General features: G+C 68.5%; 23 protein-coding genes. 12 read left to right on the plus strand and 11 right to left on the minus strand.

Annotation, left to right across the window (positions count from 1 at the left end):
* Positions 1–81 precede the first annotated feature (81 nt).
* Positions 82–1047 (plus strand): RsmB/NOP family class I SAM-dependent RNA methyltransferase, encoded by a 966-nt coding sequence (locus NO930_RS13195; protein ID WP_137784366.1) that lies wholly within the window; start codon positions 82–84, stop codon positions 1045–1047.
* Positions 1044–1595, plus strand: a complete 552-nt coding sequence (locus NO930_RS13200) for a DUF7122 family protein (protein ID WP_256403440.1) — start codon at positions 1044–1046, stop codon at positions 1593–1595. The genes NO930_RS13195 and NO930_RS13200 overlap by 4 nt, the downstream gene beginning before the upstream one ends.
* A gap of 3 nt (positions 1596–1598) precedes the next feature.
* Here the strand turns inward: NO930_RS13200 and NO930_RS13205 are convergent, their stop codons facing one another.
* From NO930_RS13205 to NO930_RS13215, 3 genes are all read right to left on the minus strand, one after another.
* Complete coding sequence (locus tag NO930_RS13205; RefSeq protein WP_256403439.1) at positions 1599–2096, minus strand: DUF371 domain-containing protein; 498 nt, start codon at positions 2094–2096, stop codon at positions 1599–1601.
* Between the two features lie 107 nt (positions 2097–2203).
* Positions 2204–3034, minus strand: coding sequence for an amidohydrolase family protein (locus NO930_RS13210; protein ID WP_256403438.1), 831 nt, complete (start codon positions 3032–3034; stop codon positions 2204–2206).
* Positions 3035–3126: 92 nt separating this feature from the next.
* Positions 3127–4314 carry a redox-regulated ATPase YchF gene (locus NO930_RS13215; protein ID WP_256403437.1) on the minus strand — a complete coding sequence of 396 codons (1188 nt, stop codon included), beginning with the start codon at positions 4312–4314 and terminating at the stop codon, positions 3127–3129.
* A 149-nt stretch (positions 4315–4463) separates the two neighbouring features.
* Between NO930_RS13215 and NO930_RS13220 the strand changes: the two genes are divergently transcribed.
* The 6 genes from NO930_RS13220 to NO930_RS13245 all read left to right on the plus strand — a co-directional run bounded on the left by NO930_RS13220 (position 4464) and on the right by NO930_RS13245 (position 10400).
* A complete protein-coding gene (locus NO930_RS13220; RefSeq protein WP_256403436.1) occupies positions 4464–5939 on the plus strand; it encodes a D-aminoacyl-tRNA deacylase in 1476 nt (491 codons plus the stop codon).
* A 142-nt stretch (positions 5940–6081) separates the two neighbouring features.
* Positions 6082–7239 (plus strand): cell division protein FtsZ, encoded by a 1158-nt coding sequence (gene ftsZ, locus NO930_RS13225; protein WP_256403435.1) that lies wholly within the window; start codon positions 6082–6084, stop codon positions 7237–7239.
* 77 nt (positions 7240–7316) lie between these two features.
* Positions 7317–7493: a protein translocase SEC61 complex subunit gamma gene (locus NO930_RS13230; protein WP_006628863.1), complete on the plus strand. Its 177-nt coding sequence runs from the start codon at positions 7317–7319 to the stop codon at positions 7491–7493.
* Complete coding sequence (locus NO930_RS13235) at positions 7493–7945, plus strand: transcription elongation factor Spt5 (protein WP_008004357.1); 453 nt, start codon at positions 7493–7495, stop codon at positions 7943–7945. The genes NO930_RS13230 and NO930_RS13235 overlap by 1 nt, the downstream gene beginning before the upstream one ends.
* Positions 7946–8060: 115 nt before the next feature.
* Entirely contained in the window at positions 8061–9023 is a 963-nt protein-coding gene (gene artA, locus NO930_RS13240) for an archaeosortase A (protein WP_137783925.1), read from the plus strand.
* A gap of 129 nt (positions 9024–9152) precedes the next feature.
* Complete coding sequence (locus NO930_RS13245) at positions 9153–10400, plus strand: MgtC/SapB family protein (RefSeq protein WP_256403434.1); 1248 nt, start codon at positions 9153–9155, stop codon at positions 10398–10400.
* A gap of 25 nt (positions 10401–10425) precedes the next feature.
* Here NO930_RS13245 and NO930_RS13250 read toward each other — a convergent pair whose 3' ends face one another.
* The 3 genes from NO930_RS13250 to dph5 all read right to left on the minus strand — a co-directional run bounded on the left by NO930_RS13250 (position 10426) and on the right by dph5 (position 12114).
* On the minus strand, positions 10426–10800 hold the full coding sequence (locus NO930_RS13250) for a CBS domain-containing protein (RefSeq protein ID WP_137784262.1): 375 nt from the start codon (positions 10798–10800) through the stop codon (positions 10426–10428).
* Positions 10801–10868: 68 nt separating this feature from the next.
* The gene (locus tag NO930_RS13255; RefSeq protein WP_137784263.1) at positions 10869–11252 is read right to left on the minus strand and encodes a CBS domain-containing protein; all 384 of its coding nucleotides are present in this window, start codon (positions 11250–11252) and stop codon (positions 10869–10871) included.
* Positions 11253–11316: 64 nt separating this feature from the next.
* Complete coding sequence (gene dph5 / locus NO930_RS13260) at positions 11317–12114, minus strand: diphthine synthase (protein WP_256403432.1); 798 nt, start codon at positions 12112–12114, stop codon at positions 11317–11319.
* A 163-nt stretch (positions 12115–12277) separates the two neighbouring features.
* Here dph5 and NO930_RS13265 point away from each other — a divergent pair, with 163 nt between their 5' ends.
* The 3 genes from NO930_RS13265 (at position 12278) to lrpA1 (ending at position 15648) form a co-directional block, all read left to right on the plus strand.
* Positions 12278–14173, plus strand: a complete 1896-nt coding sequence (locus NO930_RS13265; protein ID WP_256403431.1) for a 2-oxoacid:acceptor oxidoreductase subunit alpha — start codon at positions 12278–12280, stop codon at positions 14171–14173.
* A 2-nt stretch (positions 14174–14175) separates the two neighbouring features.
* On the plus strand, positions 14176–15114 hold the full coding sequence (locus tag NO930_RS13270) for a thiamine pyrophosphate-dependent enzyme (RefSeq protein WP_137783604.1): 939 nt from the start codon (positions 14176–14178) through the stop codon (positions 15112–15114).
* A gap of 105 nt (positions 15115–15219) precedes the next feature.
* On the plus strand, positions 15220–15648 hold the full coding sequence (lrpA1, locus tag NO930_RS13275) for an HTH-type transcriptional regulator LrpA1 (protein WP_256403430.1): 429 nt from the start codon (positions 15220–15222) through the stop codon (positions 15646–15648).
* A gap of 19 nt (positions 15649–15667) precedes the next feature.
* Here lrpA1 and NO930_RS13280 read toward each other — a convergent pair whose 3' ends face one another.
* The 3 genes from NO930_RS13280 to ileS form a co-directional block, all read right to left on the minus strand.
* Positions 15668–16162: a hypothetical protein gene (locus NO930_RS13280; RefSeq protein ID WP_137783606.1), complete on the minus strand. Its 495-nt coding sequence runs from the start codon at positions 16160–16162 to the stop codon at positions 15668–15670.
* Positions 16163–16225: 63 nt separating this feature from the next.
* Entirely contained in the window at positions 16226–16696 is a 471-nt protein-coding gene (locus NO930_RS13285; protein WP_137783607.1) for a GNAT family N-acetyltransferase, read from the minus strand.
* A 166-nt stretch (positions 16697–16862) separates the two neighbouring features.
* Positions 16863–20012, minus strand: a complete 3150-nt coding sequence (ileS, locus tag NO930_RS13290) for an isoleucine--tRNA ligase (protein ID WP_256403429.1) — start codon at positions 20010–20012, stop codon at positions 16863–16865.
* A gap of 131 nt (positions 20013–20143) precedes the next feature.
* Here ileS and NO930_RS13295 point away from each other — a divergent pair, with 131 nt between their 5' ends.
* Entirely contained in the window at positions 20144–20593 is a 450-nt protein-coding gene (locus NO930_RS13295; RefSeq protein WP_137783260.1) for an Lrp/AsnC family transcriptional regulator, read from the plus strand.
* Between the two features lie 91 nt (positions 20594–20684).
* Here NO930_RS13295 and NO930_RS13300 read toward each other — a convergent pair whose 3' ends face one another.
* Complete coding sequence (locus NO930_RS13300; protein ID WP_137783261.1) at positions 20685–21182, minus strand: DUF7332 family protein; 498 nt, start codon at positions 21180–21182, stop codon at positions 20685–20687.
* Positions 21183–21270: 88 nt separating this feature from the next.
* Entirely contained in the window at positions 21271–21642 is a 372-nt protein-coding gene (locus tag NO930_RS13305; RefSeq protein WP_137783262.1) for a methylglyoxal synthase, read from the minus strand.
* Positions 21643–21694 lie beyond the last annotated feature (52 nt).

Genomic DNA, 21694 nt, shown 5'->3' on the forward strand with positions numbered 1-21694 from the left:
GCCGTCGGGCCACGGGAGCGCGGCGAGTTCCGGACCGTTCCGTGCCGAAACCGACTAACGCCCCCGCGGGGTAGACAGGCCATGAATCCGCTCGACCGGTACGAGTCACTCGTCGACGACGTCGACGCGTTCCGGGCGGCGTGTGACCGGCCGCTGCCGTCGGTCGTGCGCACGAACGGGATAGCCGCCTCGCCGTCGCGCGTCCGCGAGGCGTTCGAAGAGGAGGGTGTGTCGTACGAGCCCGTCGACTGGCACGACGGACTGTTTCGGCTGCCCGACGGGAACCCCGGCGGGAACTGGCCGTACGTCCACGGCTGGACCCACGGCCAGGAGGAGGTCTCCGTCTTGCCGGGGCTCGCACTCGACCCGCAGCCCGGCGAGCGCGTCTGGGACGCCTGTGCCGCTCCGGGGAGCAAGACGACGCAGATCGCCGACGCCATGGACGACCGGGGGACCGTCGTCGCGAACGACAACAATCTCGGTCGGCTCTCGGCGCTGCGGCACAACGCCGAGCGGCTCGGCGTGACGAACGCGATCGTCACGAACCAGGACGCGCGCAACTTCTCCGTGAAACCGCTCGCGTTCGACGCGTTCGACCGCGCGCTGGTCGACGCCCCCTGCTCGTGTGAGGGGACTTGCCGGAAGAACCCGGACGTCCTCGACCAGTGGACGCTCGATCACGTCCACGGCGTCGCCGGGATCCAGAAGGGGATCCTCTCGCGCGCCGTGCAGGCGACCCGTCCCGGCGGGACGGTCGTCTACTCGACGTGCACGTTCGCGCCGGAAGAGAACGAGGCGGTGCTCGACCACGTGCTCGCGAACGAGGCGTGCGAGGTGGTCGAGTTCGACCTCCCGCTTGTAACCGATCCGGGCGTCACCGAGTGGGAAGACGAGACCTACGACGAGGCGGTGACCCGCGCGAAGCGGATCTACCCGCACCGGAACGACACGGGCGGGTTCTTCTGTGCGAAGCTGCGGGTTGACGGTGGCGATGCCGACGGTAACTCCCCCGACGAGGGGGTCGACGAGACGGAGGTGGCGACGTGAGCGACAACACCGACGGCGAGAAGCGAGGCGACCCGGCCAACGACGGCCAGCGGTTCGACCGTCTGCCCGAGACGCCGGCGGACCGGGTGGTCGAGGGGCGCGCGAGCCGCGCCGAGGTGCTCGACTGGTGGCAAGAGCGGTTCGGGATCGGAACGGGCGTGTTCGAGGGGTACAGCTTCTGGGAGAAGGGGGCCGGGAAGATCTGGATATTCAACGGGGAGGCGAGCGACCCGAGCGAGGTGGAGGCCGTCGGGATGACGTTCCTCCGGACGCGACAGGAGCACTGGAAGCCAACCGGTCGGGCGGCGTCGCGGTTCGGGGCACACGCGACGCGAAACGTGATCGACTTGGGTCCCGAACGGGCCGCCCGGTTCGCGGCCGGCGAGGACCAGGACCTCCCCGAGTGGGACGGCGACTGGGGGTACCTGATCGCGACCCACGAGGTCGCCGGCGAACCGGTCCCGATCGGCGTCGGGCTCTACCTCTACGACGAGCTTCGCTCCGTCGTGCCGAAGGGGAGCCGAGCGGACCTGCCGGTCGTCGAGTGACGGCTACGCTCCGGGATCGACCGTCAACCGCAGCGCCGCGGGCGCGCCGGCCGCGAGCGCGTCGACGAGGTCGCGGGCGAGGTCGCCGGCCGCCGCGTTCCCGTCGACGAGGACCGTCCGCTCGTCGTCGGTGTACGCGCTCGTCCGAGCGACCATGGAGCGGTCATCGAGGAGCGTCAGGTCGGGGTCGCCCCGGCCGACGATCGCCCCCGCGTGGGCCGGGTCGTCGAGCGCAACCGTTTCGTCGTCGGGCGATCCCACCGCGATCTCCGCGGTGATCGTCGCCTCGGCGTCCCGACACGCCTCGCGGAACTCGGCGGAGAAGTCCCGCGGGGTACGGTCGGCCGCGACGCCGACGATGCAGTCGCCCGCGGGCGTGAGCCAGTCGTCGGTGGTGAACTCGACGGTGCTCGCGTGCTCGGCGGTGACGTTCTCGTGGCCGGTCGCGCGGACGACCTCGACGAGGGGGTCGTCGGGGCCGTCGGCGTCTGCGTCGCTCATGGTCGCGAGTGGGCGACGCGCCGGCAAGTGGCTACCGCTTGGCGTCGGCGGTGCGGTCGGTAGGAGTCGTCGGCAGCGCGTCAGTCGGCAGCGCGGCACAGTCAGGGTCAGACGTCGGCCCCCTCGGCGAGCGCGGGCACCAGCCGAACCGGGTTCTTCGCGAACACCCGGCGCATCAGGTCCTCGGAGACGTCGAGCGTGAGCACCTCCATCACGCCCACGTTCGGATGGGCGTCCGGCGCGCCGGAGCCGAACAGCACGCGGTCCGGGTGTTCCAAGATACCGCGTTCGAGCACCTCGCGGTAGCGCACGGCGGTCGTGTCGACGTACAGCCGGTCGTGGTCGTCGAGCAGGTCGAGCGTCTCGTTCATCAGGTCGGCGTCGAGCGGATGGCCGCCGAAGCCCCCGAGCACCACCGGGAAGTCGTACCCGAGCAGTTCCGTCTCGACCGCCGACGGCGGGAACCGCTTGCCCGCGTGGACGATGAGCGGGAGGTCCGCGTCCGCCAGCCGCGTCAACACGTCTTCGTTGGGGAGCCCGTCGACGTGCGGCGCGAGCGTGAACCCGTGAAAGCGGTCGTCGTAGGAGTACTGCTCGACGTCGTCCGGTCGCGTGTGGTGGTCCTCGCGCTCCGCGCGGAGGTTCCGAACCACGGACATCGGTCCGGTTCCGGCGTCGCGCGGACCGTTGAGGCGGGCGAACGCGACGAAGGGGCGATCGATGGAGAGCCGCGCGACGGCGTTGTTCGCGCGGAGGTAGCTCCGTCCCGCCGCGCGCTGTCCGGGGCTCGCGACGGCGCGGACGATCCCGGCCTGCAGCATCTCCCGTTCCAGCCGCTCGGGGGAGATGTCACGGCCGTGGGTCGCGACCGACGACTCGTCGGGATCGAGCGTCGCCCGCGTGTCGACGATCCGGAAGTCGTGTTCGAGCCCCAGCATGGCCGGTGTCTACCGGTCCCTCTCTCCCGAATCGGATGTGTCTATCGGTCGCACGGCGGGGAGCGTCCGACGCCAGCGGCTCCCGGAACCGGTCACGGCCCCGCCGTCGAGACTATCTTGATCACGTCGCCCTCCGACAGCTCGTGACTCTCTCCGATCCGGCGCGAGGAGCGCGCGTCGACCGCGTGGAGGTACCCCTCGCCGATGTCGGTGTGAACGGCGTACGCCAGATCGGGCGGCGTCGACCCCGCGGGCAAGAGGTGGGCGTCGGGGAGGACGTTCCCGGTGCCGTCGGTCCACTTCCCGGCGTCCTGGACCGGATACACCGTGATCCGATCGAGGCGGTCGTAGACGGCCGCGTTCAGCGCCGCCTGCACGCCCGTTCCCCCGTGGCTCGCCATCGCGTCGGCGATAGCGTCGAGGCCAGCCCGCTGACTCTCGGAGACGTCGCCGACGACCTCGAACGACTCGTCGCCCGGGTCGTAGTCGACGACGCCGGCCTCGGCGGCGCGGCGGAGGGCGCGCTCGCCGTCCGCGGTCGCGGGGACCACGGGCTTGTCGGTCCCCTCGCGGATGCGGTCGACCGCGCCCTCGGGCGCGGCGTCGACCTTGTTGGCGACGACGACGATCGGCTTGGTCCGGCGGCGGACCGCCCGCGCCAGCGCCTCGCGGTCGTCGTCGGTCCACGCCTTCGGGTCGGCGGGGTACTCCAGCCCGCGGAGCACCGCCGCCACGTCGTGCTCGCTCGCGCCGAACCCCGTGAGCATGTCCGTGAGCGCCGCCTCGATGTCGAACTCCGGCGACCGCGACTTGCGCTCGACGCCCTCCCAGTTGCGGTCGACGATCCCCGTGAGCCACAGGTCCATCTCCTCCTCGATGAAGTCCACGTCGTCGAGCGGGTCGCGGCTCCCCGGTTCGACCGGCTCGCCCTCGGCGTTCGTCGCCCCGGACGCGTCGACGACGTTCACCACCACGTCCGCGTTCGTCAGCTCGTCTAAGAACTGGTTGCCGAGCCCCTTCCCCTCGTGTGCGCCCGGGACGAGCCCGGCCACGTCGAGGAGTTCGACCGGGACGTACCGCTTGCCGGCACGGCAGCGCTCGTTGCCGCAGCGCTCGTCGCGGTCGAGACAGGGGCACTCGGTCCGGACGTGGGTCACCCCGCGGTTGGCGTCGATCGTCGTGAACGGGTAGTTCGCGACGTCGACGTCGGCCATCGTCGCGGCGGTGTAAAAGGTTGACTTGCCGGCGTTCGGCTTTCCCGCCAGCGCGACCGTGATCATACGCGAGGGTCGCGGGCCCGCGAAAAGCGCCTTTCGGTCGTCGTTCGCCGGCGGCCGCTCGTCCGCCCGCGACCGGAAACGGCCCGACAGCCGTTCGAGCCCGCCCGCGAACCGACGGCTATTCGGGCGACGCTCCCGGAGCGACGGGCGTGATAGCGATCGTCGTGAGTCGGGCAGACAGCGCCTCGGTACACATCGGAGAGCAGCTGCTCGCGGTCGGCGACTGGGAGCCGCACGAGGACGAGACGCGCCCCGACGCGGCGGGAGGCGGTACCTACTACCGGACCGACGGGTTCGAGCTCCGCGAGTTCGACGACCTCCACGTCGATCTGGACGATCCGACGGACGCGTTCGGTACGGACGGCGAGACGCCGGCGGTCCTCGTGTTCGTCTCCAGGCACTCGGGCGAGAGCGGCGAGCTGCTGACCGCACACGTCACCGGGAACTTCGGCCCAGCGCCGTACGGCGGCGCGTCCGAGACGCTCTCGCGGGCCGCGCCCGGCACTGAAAAGCGCGCGGTCGCGGCGCTGGCGTCGCACGCGCCCGCGGGGTACGACGTGGGGATCGAGTGCACGCACCACGGACCGACAGACGTGGGCGTCCCGTCGCTGTTCGTCGAACTCGGCTCGGACGAGCCGCAGTGGAGCGACCCGGACGCGGCCCGCGCCGTCGCGCGGGCGGTCCTCGATCTGCGGGGCACGGGGCCGGACCTGCTCGTCGCCGGCGACGACGGAGGGGAGCCGACCCCGCGCCACGTGGTCGGATTCGGCGGCGGCCACTACGCGCCGCGGTTCACCCGGATCGTCCGCGAGACGGCGTGGGCGGTCGGTCACGTGGGCGCGGACTGGGCGCTCGGGGAGATGGGCGCGCCCGACGCGAACCGAGACGTACTACGGCAGGCGTTCGAGCGGAGTCGAGCCGACCTCGCCGTGGTCGAGGGAGACAGACCGGCCCTCGAAGCGGTGATCGACGACCTCGGGTACCGCGTCGTGAGCGAGACGTGGGTGCGGGCGGTCGGCGACAGACCGCTCGGGCTCGTGGAGCGACTGGAGGCCGACCTCTCGGCGGTCGACGACGGGCTCCGGTTCGGCGAGGTCGCGCCCGCGTCGACGGACTCCGACGGGCTCCGGCGACGCGACCTGCCCGACGCCCTGCTCTCTCGGGCGCAGGGCATCGACTCGACTGCGGCCCGCGCGGCGGTCGAATCGGCGACGGTCGCCTTCGAGACCGAGCAGGCCGGGACGCGAGCCGCCGGGCGAGCGGCGTTCGCGACGGCCTCCGAAACGCCGGACTACGCCGACCTCGTCACCGAACTCGCGGGCGTCTTGGAACGACGGTACGACGCGGTCGACGTCGAGTACGGTGACTCCGGTGCCGGACCGACGGCTGGCTCCGGTACCGAACCGGCCGCTGACGCTGATACCGAACCGGCCACTGGCACCGGAGAACCGACGGCGGTCGTCGCCCGCGAGACCGCCTTCGATCCGGGACTCGCCGCCGAGGAAGGCGTACCCGAGGGGCCGGCGTTCGGGCGACTCGCCGACGGCGAGCCGGTGGACGTCGGCGACGGGACGGTCGAGCCGGCGGACGTGTCGCGGACGCAGGTGGATCGGTTCCCGGTCTGAACCGCGGAAGACGACGACCGTCACGGCTGATCGGCCTCCCGGCGCATGTCGGGTACGGAGCCTCCGATCGACGGAATACGTCCGACTATCGTCAGACGATCGGGCAAAAATAAATACGTCCGGGTCGCAACCACACCACATAATGGACTCCATCGTAGAGGACGCCATCGACGAAGCCGAGGAATCCCCGGGCGACGACGCCGGGGAGGCCGGCGCGGACGCCGGCACCGGCGACGGAACCGCCAGTGCGCCGCCACAGACCGGAACGATGACCGACGACGAACTGCAGGACGTTCTCCAAGACCTCCAGACGAACATCACGGTGGTCGGCTGCGGCGGGGCGGGCGGCAACACCGTCAACCGGATGACGGAGGAGGGGATCCACGGCGCGAAGCTCGTGGCCGCCAACACGGACGTGCAACACCTCGTCAACATCGAGGCGGACACGAAGATCCTGATGGGACAACAGAAGACGCAGGGGCGCGGTGCCGGCTCGCTCCCGCAGGTCGGCGAGGAGGCGGCGATCGAGTCCCAAGAGGAGATCCAGGACGCCATCGACGGCTCCGACATGGTGTTCGTCACCGCCGGGCTCGGCGGCGGCACGGGCACCGGCTCCGCCCCGGTCGTCGCGAAGGCCGCCCGCGAGTCGGGCGCGCTCACCATCGCCATCGTCACGACCCCGTTCACCGCCGAGGGCGAGGTGCGCCGGACGAACGCCGAGGCCGGCTTAGAGCGGCTCCGCGACGTGAGCGACACGGTCATCGTCGTCCCCAACGACCGCCTGCTCGACGCGGTCGGCAAGCTCCCCGTCCGACAGGCGTTCAAGGTGTCCGACGAGGTCCTCATGCGCTCCGTGAAGGGTATCACGGAGCTCATCACGATGCCCGGGCTCGTCAACCTCGACTTCGCCGACGTCCGCACCGTGATGGAGAAGGGCGGCGTCGCGATGATCGGCCTCGGCGAGTCCGACTCCGACTCGAAGGCGCAGGACTCGGTGAAATCGGCGCTCCGCTCGCCGCTTCTCGACGTCGACATCTCCGGCGCGAACTCCGCGCTGGTGAACGTCACCGGCGGGCAAGACATGTCGATCGAGGAGGCCGAAGGAGTCGTCGAGGAGATCTACGACCGGATCGACCCCGACGCGCGGATCATCTGGGGCACCTCCGTCGACGACGATCTGGAGGGGGAGATGCGGACGATGATCGTCGTCACCGGCGTGGAGTCGCCGCAGATCTACGGCCGCAACGGCGAGGCCCCGGAGGGCGCGTCCGAGGTCGAAGACATCGACTACGTGGAGTGATCGAGGCAGGACGGTCCGACCTGCGACCGGCCAGCATCAAAAGGTAAAAACCGTCGCGTCTCGAAGCCGGTCGTAACATGGACGTTCCGTACGACCTCAACAGCTACATTCGGGTGCTGAAGCTGGCGAGCACGCCGAGCACCGACGAGTTCCTCCAGGTGTCGAAGATCGCCGGCGCGGGCATCCTCCTCATCGGCTTCATCGGGTTCCTGATGTTCGCGATCATGAGCCTCCTGCCGGGGGTCGGCGCGTAATGCCGATCTTCTCGGTCAAAACCACCGCGAGCCAGGAGCGGACCGTCGCCGACATGCTCGCCGAAAAGGAGATGCCGGAGATTCAGGCGGTCATCGCCCCCGACCAGCTCACGAGCTACGTGATGGTCGAGGCGACGGACGGGAGCGTGTTCGCGCGTATCCTCGACGAGATCCCGCACGCCCGCGGCGTGATTCAGGGCTCCGAGGGACCCGCGGAGAGCCCCTTTTCGGAGGTCGAACACTTCCTCTCGCCGACCCCCGACGTGGAGGGGATAGCGGAGGGCGACATCGTCGAGCTGATCGCCGGTCCGTTCAAAGGCGAGAAGGCCCGCGTTCAGCGGATAGACGAGGGGAAAGACCAGGTGACCGTCGAGCTGTACGAGGCGACCGTCCCGATTCCGGTCACCGTGCGCGGGGACCAGATCCGCGTGCTCGACTCGGACGAACGCTGATCGGATCGGCGGCGACCCGACGCCGCCGAACTCCCGTTCTCGTCCCGCGTCCGGATACCCGACGCATCGTCGGCAACGACAAGGGCTTTATTCGGCGACGACCGACAGGTCGGATATGTTCGGTTCCGGCGTGCCGGCGGTTTTGAGCCTTATCCCGGACACGTTCACGTTCGCGTGGATCGTCGCGATCTTGTTCGCCACGGCGTGGCTTCTGGACAGCCGCGGGCTGGCGGCCGGACGCGCGCTCGCGGCCGGGACGTGGGCGCTGTTCGGGCTGTTCTGGCTGTCGACGGTGCCGTACTTCGCGTTCGAACACCAGAGCTACGTCGAGTCGATCCTCGCGCTCGTGGGCTTTCCCGCGAGCGTGTACGCCGGCTACCTGCTGTACAGCGGTCGCGCGTCGCTTTTCACCCTCACGCGAGCGATCGCGATCATGCTGTTCATCTACCTCCCGTTCGAGACGATCCCGGCGTTCACCGTCGCGGGCGTTGCGGTTCCGGAGCCGCGACGGGTGCTGATCGAGATCGTCGCGGCGCAAACCGGGGCGCTCATCGACCTGCTCGGCTACGCGCCCGAGGCGGTGACGAGCAGCGAGGGGTACGACGCGGCGTACTCGTGGACGCTTGAGGACGGCCACACCGTCGTCATCCACATCGTGCTGGCGTGTACGGGACTCGGGAGCATGGCGATCTTCGGCGGGCTCGTCGCCGCGGTGCAGGCTCCGCTGTCGCGGAAGTTCCGCGCGCTCGCGGTGTCGCTCCCGCTCATCTACGTCCTCAACATCCTCCGGACCACGTTCATCTCCGTCGTCGCCGGCAACCAGTACATGCACTGGTACCCCGATCTCGTGTTGACGATGTTCGGCGCGACCGACCCGTACCGCGTCTCCTTTCTGATCTCAGACCGGATCATGAGCCAACTCCTCGCGGTCGTCGCGCTCGTCGGGATCACGTTCCTCGTGGTGCGACAGATGCCCGAACTCGTCGTCATCCTCGAAGACGTGCTGTACCTCCTCACGGGCGAGGAGCACGACCTCACCGAGTCGCTCGACCTTCCGCGAGAGCCGACGAACCGGTGACCGGAGCGGCCGTCGCCGGGTAACGCGTTGCATGGCAAACTATAGGCGTCGCTGTCGAGTGGTTCGGCGTATGCGAGGTACAGCTTCGACGGCGAACGGGCGCGGGTTCGCGACCCGGCGGTGGTGGAGATGGTAGACGCGGTCGACCCGCTCGTGTACCTCCAGACGAACGTCGCCAAGCTGGCGTTGGCGACGGCGCTCGGGATGTTCCTCGGACTGGAGCGGGAGTGGTCCCACAAGTCGGCCGGGATACGGACGTTCGCGCTGATCAGCCTCTCGGCCGCGGTGTTCTCTCTCGTCGACAGCGACGGGCTCCTGATCGTCGGGGGGATCCTCATCGTCGTCATCGCGGTGCTGCTCGCGGTCCGCAGCTTCGTTGAATCCGACGTCGAGGGGCTCTCGCTCACGACGTCCGTCTCGATGCTCGTCACCTACGGAGTGGGCGCGCTGGTCGCGAACGAGTTCTTCATCGAGGCGGTGACGGTGGCCGTGCTCTCCTCGCTGCTCCTGGTGTTGAAACGCGAGCTTCACCAGTTCGCGTGGGGACTCTCCAGAGAGGAGGTGCGAAGCGCCGTCGAGTTCACCATCCTCGCGTTCGTCGTCTTCCCGCTGCTTCCGACGGAGACCGTCGACCCGTGGGGGGCGATCCAGCCGCGGCTCGTCTGGTCGCTCGTCGTCGCGGTCAGCGGTATCGGCTTCGTGAACTACGTGCTCGTGAAGCGGTACCAGAGCAGGGGGTACGCGGTCACCGGCTTCTTCGGCGGGCTCGTGAACTCCACCGCGGTCGTCGCCGAGATGGCCAAGCGAGCGCGGGGGCGCGAAGACCTCCGACGCGTCGCCGTCGGGTCGATCCTGCTCGCGAACGCGGCGATGGCGCTTCGAAACGCCGCGGTCGTCGCCGTCTTCGTACCGGACGCCGCCCTCGTCGTCGGCGTGCCTCTCGGCGCGATCACGGTCGTCGGGGTGGCCGTCGCGGTGTGGCGAAGCGACTGGGAGACGCCGATAGAGACGGACCTCACCTCGCCGTTCAGCCTCCGGAACGCGCTGACGTTCGGCGCGCTGTTCCTCGCGGTCCTGTTCGTCTCTGCGGGCGCGGAGCGCGCCTTCGGCGCGGGCGGATTCGTCGCCACGTCGTTCCTCTCCGGTCTCGTCTCTTCGGGGACCTCGACGGCGACGGCGGTGTCGCTTCTCGGAACCGGACAGATCGGCGTCGAAACCGCGGTCGCGGGCGTGATCGCCGGAACGGTAGCGAGCATCCTCGTGAAGACCGCCTTCGCCGCGAGCGTCTCGCGAGAACTCGTTCGACCGGTGTTCGTCTGGAACCTCGTGTTGATCGCCGCGGGCGTCGTCGCGGGCGTTCCGCTGTTGGTCCTGTGACCGGTACGAACGGCTCGTCAGACCGTCACGAGAGGTGCTCGGCCACGTCCGTCGAGGAGACCATCCCGACGTAGTCGTCGTCGACGACCGGGAGGTGTTTGACGCCGTACATGGTCATCATCGCCGCGACTTCCTCCATCATCAGATCGGGAGTCACGGTCTCGACGTTCTCCGTCATCACGTCTCGAACCGTCGTCGATTCGACGTCGCGCGCCTCGGCGACCGCGCCGACGATATCGCTCTGGGTGACGATACAGCCGCCGCCCGTCGTGACGACGAGCGCGCTGATCCCGTCGTCGTGCATCCGTCTCGCCGCGTCTCGCAGCGGTTCGTCCGCGCCGATCGTCTCCAGTGGTGTCGACATGACGTCGCTGACGCGGGTCCGATCGTTCAGATCCATGCAGTGGTGTGTGCTATCACGTTAAATTACTCTTCCGGAACACCCACCGGGGTCGGGGTGCCCCGTCGCTACTGCGCCTTCGAGAGAAACGCCGTGAGGTCGGTCGAAGAGACCATCCCGATCAGCTCGTCGTCCCCGGTGGTCACCGGTAGGTGGGTGTACCCGTGCGCCGTCGGCTCGGCCAGCTCTTCGACGGTGTCGTCCGGCCCGACCGTGACGACGTCGTGCGTCATGAACGCGTCGACGGGCGTCTCGTCTTCCGGGTCGTTCTCGTGGACCAGCGAGACGAAATCGGTGGCGGTGATGAGTCCCGTGAGCCGACCCCCGTCGACGACCAACACGGAGTTTACGCCGGTTTCGAGCATCAGCGCCGCGGCGTCGGCCGCGGTCGCGTCCGGTCCGATCGTGACGAGGTCCGTCGACATGATCGCTTCGACTGCTGGTGAGTCCATGAGACATGGTACCGTGCTACGTCGATATCAAACGTGGGGTCGCGACGCGACGGGCTGTGGCGACTCACCGTTCGACGAGGTCGTCCGGTGCGCCCGCCAGCCCGGCGAGCGCGTCGGCTTCGACGTGATGGAGGTCGCCGGGGATCACGAGCAGGTGGAGCGGGTCGCCGAAGTCGCGGTCTGCGAGCGCCGAAAGCCGATCGGCGGTGACGACGGCGTCGGGGGAGCCGGCGCGGGCGACGACCACCGCCAGCACGTCTTCCCATCCCTCGGCGAGCAGCTCGGCGGCGACGTCCGCGGTCATGTACTCCTCGTGGTCGGGATCCGGCCCCGTCGGACCGGTCCCGACCTTGATATCGAGGTAGACGACCGTGTGGAGCCCGCGCTCGCGGTTCGCCTCGATCGTTTCGATCACGCTCTGTGGCACGTCGTCGCCGCCGTGTGCGTACGGAAACGGGAGGGTCGTCGCCTTCCCGAACCGGTAGTTCTGGAGGCCGGTGAGACTCGACGCGGCCGACTGCGCCGTCACGCCGTGGATCACGCGCGTGTCGATCCCGCGCTCCGCGGCGCGGAGCCGGAGGTCCGTGTGGGTCGTCGAGATCATCGTATCGCCCGCCGTCAGGAACGCGGCGTCGCCGTCCGCGGCCGCGTCGAGGATCGCCTCCGGGTCCTGTTCGACGCCCTCGCGCGGACGGACCTCGATGTCGACGTCGTGGTACGCCTGCAGGTCGGCCACGTCCGCGCCGACGAGCTTGCTGGTGTAGAACTCGGCGAAGACGCGGTCGGCCGCCCGGATCGCCTCGCGCCCCTCGACGGTGACCGACCGCTCGTCGTAGAGGCCGAGCCCGATGAAGGTGAGCATGCCACTGGTCGGAGCGGAGACCGTTAAAGTGACCCGGAACCGCGTCGCCGACGGAGAGCGGTCCGGTATTCTTCACGATCGTCTCTTGTGATTCCATAGCAAGCACTAAGAGGTAACCGACACAACCCCAAGCTACGAGGCCTACACGGGCTCACATACCACTATGACTGACGATGAACTCATCTGGCGAATATCGGGGGGATCCGGTGACGGGATCGCTTCGACGAGCCAGAACTTCGCGAAGGCCCTGATGCGCTCGGGGCTGAACGTCTTCACGCATCGCCATTACCCGTCGCGGATTCGCGGCGGCCACACGTACACCGAGGTCCGCGCGTCCGCGGACCCGGTACAGTCCCGCGGCGACGGGTACAACTTCCTCTTGGCGCTCGGCGACTCGTTCGCCCGTAACCCGCAGGAGGAAGCCGTCTACGGGAACGAAGAGGTCAAGCCGCTCTCGGAGAACCTCGACGAGCTTCGCGAGGGCGGGGTCATCGTGTACGACGAGGGCCTGCTCGACGCCTCCGAGATCCCGAACTTCGAGGAGCGCGCCGAGGAGAACAACTGGCACGTCTACCCGCTCGACCTCCGCGGGCTCGCCCGCGACATGGGCCGGGAAGTCATGCGCAACACCGCCGGAGTCGGCGCGACCCTCGCGTTGATCGGGATGGACCCCGAGCACGTCGAGGACCTCATGCGCGACGCGATGCCGGAGAAGATCCTCGACCCGAACCTCGAGATCCTCGAGACCGCGTACAACCAGGTCCAAGAGGAGTACGACGTCGACGCGCCCGACGTAGCCGTACCGACCGGCGAGCACGACGAGACGCAGCTTCTCATGTCCGGGTCGGACGCGATCTCCTACGGTGCCATCGACGAGGGCTGCCGGTTCATCGCCGGCTACCCGATGACGCCGTGGACCGAGGTGTTCACCATCATGACGAAACACCTGCCGAAGCTCGGCGGGATCTCGGAGCAGGTCGAAGACGAGATCGCGGCGGCCGCGCTCGCGGTCGGTGCGTCGCACGCCGGCGTCAAGGCCATGTCCGGCTCCTCCGGGGGCGGCTTCGCGCTGATGTCCGAGCCGCTCGGGCTCGCCGAGATGACGGAGACGCCCGTCGTCTTGGTCGAGGCCATGCGCGCCGGTCCCTCGACCGGCATGCCGACGAAGCCGGAGCAGTCCGACCTCGAACACGTCCTGTACACCTCACAGGGCGACTCCCAGCGCGTCGTCTTGGCGCCGGGAACCGTCGAGGAGGCCTACGAGCAGTCGCGGCTCGCCTTCCGGCTGGCCTACGAGTACCAGATCCCGTCGATCCTGCTGTACGACCAGAAGCTCGGCGGCGAACTCGTCAACGTTCCCAAGAGCCACTTCGATCGCGAACCCAACCCGACGCTCGGCAAGACGCTGACCGAAGACGCGCTCGCGGAGCAGCCCCACTCGGCCGACGGGAAGTTCCACCGGTTCCAACACGACGTCGACGACGGCGTCTCACCGCGCTCGCTGCCGGGCCAGAAGGGCGGTCGCTTCCTCGCGACCGGCAACGAACACGACCCGACCGGCCACATCGCCGAGTCCCCCGACAACCGCGTCGCGCAGATCGACCGGCGGACACAGAAGCTGGAGGCGATCCGCGCCGACCTCGACGCCGAGGACACCGGCTCGTACGCCGGTCCCGAGGACGCCCAGTACGGGATCCTCACCTTCGGGAGCCAGCAGGGCACGGTCGAGGAGGCCGTGGGTCGGCTCAACGACGCCGGAGTCTCGGTGAAGTCGTACGGCGTCTCCGACATGCTCCCGTTCCCGACCGAGCAGGTCGAGGCGTTCGTCGAGAGCGTCGACGAGGTGCTCGTCGTCGAGATGACCGCTTCGGGACAGTTCCGCGGGCTCATCCAGAAGAACCTCGGCCGCTACGGCGAGAGGCTGTCGAGCCTGCTGAAGTACAACGGGAACCCGTTCGAGCCGGCGGAGATCGTCGACGGGTTCGAGGCCGCCATCATCGAGGGCGACGGCGACGCGTCCGGCCACCAGACCACCTTCGTCCCAGCCGCAGGTGACTAACAATGAGCACGTTTTCAGCAATCGGAGAGGAGCGAGAGATCGACCGCGACGAGTACACACCGGGCGTCGAGCCCCAGCCCACGTGGTGTCCGGGCTGCGGTGACTTCAGCGTCCTGAAGGCGCTGAAACAGGCGCTCCCGGAAGTCGGGCGCACGCCCGAGGAGACCCTGCTCTGTACCGGGATCGGCTGTTCCGGCAAGCTGAACAGCTACCTCGACACGTACGGGTTCCACACGATCCACGGGCGCTCGCTGCCCGTGGCCCGCGCCGCGAAGCTGGCGAACCCCGACCTCGAAGTCATCGCCGCCGGCGGCGACGGCGACGGGTACGGGATCGGTGGGAACCACTTCATCCACACGGCCCGGGAGAACCACGACATGACGTACATCGTGTTCAACAACGAGATCTTCGGGCTCACGAAGGGGCAGACGTCCCCGACCAGCCCGAAGGGCCACAAGTCGAAGACCCAGCCGTCCGGCAGCGCCAAGGAGCCGATCAAGCCGCTCTCGATGTCGCTCAACGCGGGCGCATCCTACGTCGCCCGCACGGCCGCGGTCAATCCGAACCAGGCCAAAGAGATCCTCATCGAGGCGATCGAACACGACGGGTTCGCCCACGTCGACTTCCTCACTCAGTGCCCGACTTGGAACAAGGACGCGCGTCAGTACGTCCCGTACATCGACGTCAACGAGTCCGACGACTACGACTTCGACAAGACGGACCGCGTCGAGGCCCAAGAGATGATGCGGACGACTGAGGAGTCGCTCTACGAGGGCGAGGTCCTCACCGGCCGCTTCTACGTGGACGAAGACCGCCCGTCGTACGGCGAAGAGAAGCGCGCGATCGGCGAGATGCCAGAGGAGCCGCTCGCAGAGCGGTACTGGGACGACGACTACGAGTGGGAGCGGTCTCACGACTCGTTCCTCGACAAGCACGCGTAACGCCCCGACCGCCAGAGCGGGCCGCCGATCCGGCGCGGTTCGGTGTCCGTTCGTCTCGTTTTTCGATTCGGAAGGTATTTTTTCTACGGAGACAAACCCACGGGTATGAGTACGGTATCGACGGAAGAACGGATCCTGTCGGTGTTAGAGGAGGACGCGCAGGCGTCCTGCGCCGAGATCGCAGAACGCGCCGAGGTCTCCAAGCCGACCGTGCGGAAGTACATCGATCGTTTAGAAGAGAAGGGGGTTATCGTGGGGTACTCGGCAGAGATCGACCCGAAGAAGCTCTCTTCGCAGTCGATCGCCATGGTTGGGATGGACGTCGACTCCGGCAAGTACGTCGGGGCGACCCGCGAGCTGAAAGAGCTCGACGAGGTGCAGGCGCTTTACACCTCTTCTGGCGACCACATGCTGATGGCCGAAGTCCGCGCCGGCGACGGCGACGAACTGGGTGACGTGATCTCGGATAAGCTGCTCGCGATCGACGGTGTCACCGCTGCACACCCCTCGTTCTTACAGGAACGGCTGAAGTGACGACGCTGGCAGAACAGATCTACCGATACGCGAGCGCCACGAGGCCGCCGACCATTCCGCCGACAAAGAGTGTCACGGCCGCTATCACGGTCTCGCTGGCCCCCAGTAGGACCCCCACGAGCGGGAAGCAGAGCAGGACTCCGGTCGCCATCGCCGCACCGCCGAGCCGGCGCGCCCGCTCGCGGCTCACGTCCGGGGTCGTCAGGAGTTCACGCCGGTCGCGGTAGCGGACGAGCCAGCCGAGACCGAGCGTCCCGACGGCGCTGACTCCGAGCGCCCCGCCGGCGACGATCCGGTCGGGGACGTCGGCGACGATCGCGGCGGCGAGCGCGAGCAGAAACGCGCCGGTTCCCGCGAGGACGGCCGCGTTCGCCCGTGCGCCCCGATCGTCCGTGTCGGCGACTCCGTAGAGCCGGCGCAGTCGGCTTCCGGACGGCAGGCTCGCGAGAGCGACGATACAGAGCGCGACACCGAGCGCGACGAGGAGGGCGGGGGCGACGTCGGCGGAACTCATCGGTGGACGGGTGTCGTTGGGAACGCTATCGTCTTCACTTCACCCCGTCGCGCGTGCGGTGCGTCACTGGAGCGCGTCCACGTCGGTGGCGACGATGGTCTCGTCGCCCGCGGGACCGCGTCGCGTCTCCCGCGGCTCGAAGCCGTACGACGCGAAGAACTCCTGTGCGCCCGGGCTGTCGGTCGGGACGCTCGCACGGAGGGTGTCGACGCCGCGGTCGATCACCGAGGACGCGACCCGAGAGAGCAGGTCGTCCGCAACGCCTTCGCCGGCGTGGGTCGGGTGGACCCAGAGGGCGAGCAGCTCGGCCTCCGTCCCCTCCGTGTCGGGGTGTGCGATGGCGACGCCGACGGGGCCGTCGTCGTCTTCCATCAGGAACGACCACTCCGCCTCCGCGGCCGCCTCGCGGACGCCGGCGGCGGACACGTCGAGAAGCGGGGATCCGATATCGTCGAAGACGGTCGCCTCTCGGGCTCGCGAGACGGCCGTCCGTAGCGCCTCCGCGTCGTCGGGCCGGGCCGCCCGAACATGCATACGTGACCATGGGGAAAGCGATCACCTATAGGTTTCGGGATGTCACTGTACCCCACACAGATACTCGACGAACAGCCGATCGGCTGGCCGCTCACTCACAGAGACGCGGCGTTCGATCGATTTCGACCCCGACGGCCACGCGGTTCGTGCGTCGACCAGCGTCCGCTTACGACACCGGTTCGATCCCGATCGTGACCGTGACCCCTTCGACCTCCCACTCCTCCGTGAGTCCCTCCTCTCCCGCCGCCTCGCTCGGGTCGTCGAGCCACGCGTCGGCTCGGACTTCGCCGGCGATCAGGTCGGCGTGGTCGTCGACGAACCCGGCGACGCGGTCATCGTCGACGGCCACGCCGACGCGGATCCGCGCTTCGACGTCCAGATCGAGGTCCTTTCGCATCTCCTGAATCCGACGGATCACGTCGCGGGCGTACCCCTCGGACTCGATCGCCGGCGTCAGCGACGTGTCGACGTACACGGCCCCGCCGTCGAACTCGACGCCGGTGACGTTCTCCGGCGGCTCGGCGACGTACTCGACCATCGCGTCGTCGAGGTCGACGGGATCGTCGTCGACCGTGACGTCGCCGGCCTCGACGGCCTCGCGAGTCGCCCCCTGCACCGCTTCCATCACTTCCTGGGCGTCGCCGCCGAAGGCGGGACCGATCTCGCTCATCTGCGGCTCCGCGGTCTCGACCAGTTCGTCGAACGCGTCGGTGACGCGAACCTCGCGGGCGTTGACGCGGTCGGCGATGAGGTCTGCGAGCCGCTCGACGGCGGCGGCGACCTCCTCGTCGTCGGTCTCGACGACTACGCGCGGCACGGGCCACCGGAGCTTGCGACCGGCCTGCTGGCGGGCGTTGGCGGCGGCCTCTTCGACGTCGCGGAGGACCGCCACGTCGCGTTCGAGGTCGGGGTCGCGCAGGTCGTCGTCGGGCTCCGGATACGCGAGCTGGTGGACCGTGGTCGCCCCGCCGTCGAGCGTCTGGTACATCCGCTCCGTGAGGTAGGGAGCGATCGGCGCGAGCAGTCGGATCACCTCGTCGAGGACCGTCGCGAGGGTCGCGTACGCCCCGCGCTTCGAGGCGGAGTCGGCCTCCTCCCACATCCGGTCGCGGACGGCCTTCACGTAGAATCGAGAGACGTCCTGCGTGACGAACTCGATCACGGCGTTGACGGCGTCGCTGACGCGGTAGTCGTCCCACGCCTCGGTGACCTCCGTCTCGACCGACTGAAGCCGAGAGAGCACCCACCGGTCGACGAGTTCGAGGTCGCCGTCCGACAGGTCCGGCTCGGCCGGGTCGTACCCGTCGAGATCCATGTATTCGAGCGGGAACCGGAACACGTTCCAGAGGATGTTGAGTTTCCCCTGGATCTCGCCGAGCCCGTCCCACTCGAACGCGAGGTCGACCCCCTGTTGGTCGTGACTGAGCAGGTAGGTCCGCAGCGGGTCGCGACCGGCGCGCGCTATCGCCTCCTCGGGCGTGACGATGTTGCCGACGGACTTGGACATCTTCCGGCCGTCTTCGTCGTTGGCGAACCCGTGCATTATCACCTCCTCGTAGGGGACCTCGCCGACCGCGGCGGTCCCCATCCCGAGCTGGGACCAGAACCAGCCGCGGGTCTGGTCGTGCGCCTCGATGATCAGGTCCGCGGGCCACAGCTCGTCGTGAGCGGCCTCGTCGCTCGGGTAGCCGAGCGTGCCCCACGTGGCGACAGAGGAGTCCAGCCACACGTCGAAGACGTCCTCGACGCGGCGGTACGTCGTACCGTCCTCGACGATCGTGAGGTCGTCGACCGAGGGACGGTGGAGGTCGATCGCGTCGGGGTCGACGTCTTCTTCCACCCGCTCTGACAGCTCCTCGCGGGTGCCGACCACGATCATGTCCTCGTCGAGGTGGTCCGGGTCCGCGTCCTCGGGCACCCAGATCGGGATCGGAATTCCCCAGTACCGCTGGCGGGAGACGTTCCAGTCGGGGGCGTCCTCGATGAAGTCGCGGAAGCGGTTGTCTCGGGCCCACTGAGGGTGCCACTCCGACGCCTCCATGTTGTCGAGGAGGTCGTCTTTCACGTCCGTGATGGAGATGAACCACTGGTCGGTGACGAGCTGGATGATCCCGGTGTCACACCGCCAGCAGTGGCCGTAGCTGTGCTCGACGGTCCCGTGCGCGAGCATGTGACCGTCGGCGACGAGGTCGTCGATGATGTCGCCGTTGGCGTCGCGGACGAACTCCCCGGCGTACTCGCCTGCGGCCTCGGAGAACTCTCCGTTCGGCCCGACGGGACAGTAGACGTCGAGTCCGAGCTCCGTGCCGCGATGGAAGTCCTCCTCCCCGTGGCCGGGCGCGGAGTGGACGAGTCCGGTCCGGTCGGCCTCGACGTAGTCTGCGGCGTACACCTGCCCCGCGCCCTCGAAGTCGGGGTACTCGGCGACGTGGTCGGCGAGCGGATGGTCGTACGCCCAGCCGACGAGGTCGCTCCCCGAGAGCTCCGCCTCGATCTCGTAGTCCTCGTAGCGCCCCTCACCGAGCACGTCTTCGACGCACTCTTCGGCGACGTAGAGCAGCTCCTCCTCGCCGTTCTTCTCCGCGCGAACCGCGTTGTACGCGAGGTCTTCGTCGACCGCGACGAAGGTGTTCGCCGGGATGGTCCACGGCGTCGTCGTCCAGATGACGAGGCTCCCCTCGCGGTCGGCCAGGGGGAACTTCACGTAGATGGAGGGGTCCTCGACGTCCTCGTACTCGACCTCGTTGTTCGCGAGGCCGGTCTCACACCGCGGGCACTGCGAGATGGAGCGTTTCCCCTGCTCGACGAGTCCCTTGTCTGCGACCTCCGAGAACGCCCACCACGCGGCTTCCATGTACTCGGGCGAGACCGTCTCGTACGGGTCCTCCCAGTCCATCCACACGCCGATCGACTTGAAGTCCTCGTCCATCGCCGCGCGGTTCTCTAAGGCGAACTCCTTACACCGCTCGATGAACGGTTCCATCCCGTACTCCTCGATGTCGCGTTTGTTCTCGAAGCCGAGCTCCTCCTCGACTTTCACCTCGATCGGGAGCCCGTGCATGTCGTAGCCCGGTCGGTCGGTGACGCGATGGCCGGTCATCCGCTTGTGGCGGATGACGGCGTCTTTCAGCGTCTTGTTCCACGCCGTCCCGAGGTGCATCTGACCGGAGGTGTACGGCGGTCCGTCGACGAAGAAGAACGGCGGGTCGTCGGCGTGCGCCTCCTTGGCCGCCTCGTAGGCGTCGGCGTCGTCCCAGTACTCGTCGACCGCCGACTCGACGTCGGCGGGCGTGTACTGGTCGTCGATATCGTCCATACGGATCGGTCTTGGCGCGGATATTTGAATACGGCGGAGTCACGCACCGGCGTGGTGTCGCGTATCACGGGTCGTGTATCGCGACCACGTGGCTCCGGAAGGGCCAAGTCCGGCGGATGCGTATCGTACGCATGGAACTCGACGAGACGGACCGCGCCATCCTCCGAATCCTTCAGGCGGATGCACGAACGCCGTTCTCCGAGGTCGCACGCCGCATCGACATGTCCAGTGCGACGGTCCACGACCGGGTGGGTCGCATGGAGGAGGCGGGAGTCATCGAGGGATACCACGCGTCGGTCGACCCCGAGGCGGTCGGGTACGGCGTGAGCGCGTTCGTCGGGCTCCGGGTCGAACAGGGGCGCGAGGAGAACGCGATCGACGGACTTCGCGACGTGGACGAGGTCCGCGAGATCCACCTGACGACCGGCGAGTGGGACGTGCTCCTCCGCGTCGTCGCCGCCGACACCGGGAGCCTCCGAGAACTGATGTTCGACCGGATAGCGGAGATGGACGGCTTCTCGCGGTCACAGACGATGATCATCCTCGAAACGAACTACGAGGAAGACGGTCCTCCGGTCTGACGTCGGGACTCGCCGGCGGTCGAGTCAACGAACGCTGGCGTCGCGTTCGATGACCTCGACCCGCGAACCCGAACGCGACGGCCGGAACACGTCAACACGGGACGACGCCCGCGCTCGATCGGAACGGCGAGCCGCTGTCCCGGTATTCCGTCTCGTCTATCGACCCGCTGAACATCGGGAGGCGGAGTTCGTAGGTATATAGGATGTCGAACGCCGCGAACGGGTCGACGCCGTCCGCGATCGCCTCTCGCGCGGTGAGTCTGACGCCGGCGGCGAGCGTCACGATCGAGTCGTCTTCTAACGTGCCGGCCGCCTCGATTCCGAACTCGTTGCCGACCGCCGGGTCCGTCAACACGGAGAGGTGGACGAGCGCGTCCAGCGTCGCCCCCGTCTCACCTATCGAGATGGGATATCCGTCGCCGGTGAAACACGCCGTCATCGGCTCGACCGAGCCGTCGCTCGGGTCGCCGGGGAGCCCGTCGTCTGCCGCCTGAGCCGGCCCCGTGAGGGCCGCGCCGCTCACAGCCCCCGGAGCCGCGAGGAGCAGCGCGACCGCGACGACGACGCGGAGCCGATCCGGACGCTTCATCGGCGGGTCGTACGACGGCCGGGGGTAAAACATCGCCGGACGGAGTCTCTACGATGATAATCGGCGGCCTCGACGGGACCGAACGCGCTCACCCGTCGCCGAGGAGTCCGTCGACGAGGAGGTCGGCGGAGGCGACGTTCGTCGCCAGCGGGACGTCTTTCACGTCGCACACGCGCAACAGCGCCGAGATGTCCGGCTCGTGTGCCTGCGCGGTGAGCGGGTCCCTGAGGAACACGACGCCGTCTACGGTCCCGTCCGCGATCATCCCGCCGATCTGGAGGTCGCCGCCGTACGGACCCGAGGCCTGTCGATTCACCGCGAGGCCCGTCTCGTCTGCGATCCGCTTTCCCGTCGTCCCGGTCGTCACCAGTTCACACTCTCCGAGGGCGTCAGCGTGAGCGGTGACGAACGCGACCATCTCGTCTTTCAGTTCGTCGTGGGCGATGAGCGCAATGCGCATACCACAGACCGCACGTTCCGTCGATATATAATCCCCCGGCCCGGCCGAGCGA

It is taken from the genome of Halorubrum salinum, from assembly GCF_024494575.1.
In the GTDB taxonomy this organism is placed as follows: domain Archaea; phylum Halobacteriota; class Halobacteria; order Halobacteriales; family Haloferacaceae; genus Halorubrum; species Halorubrum salinum.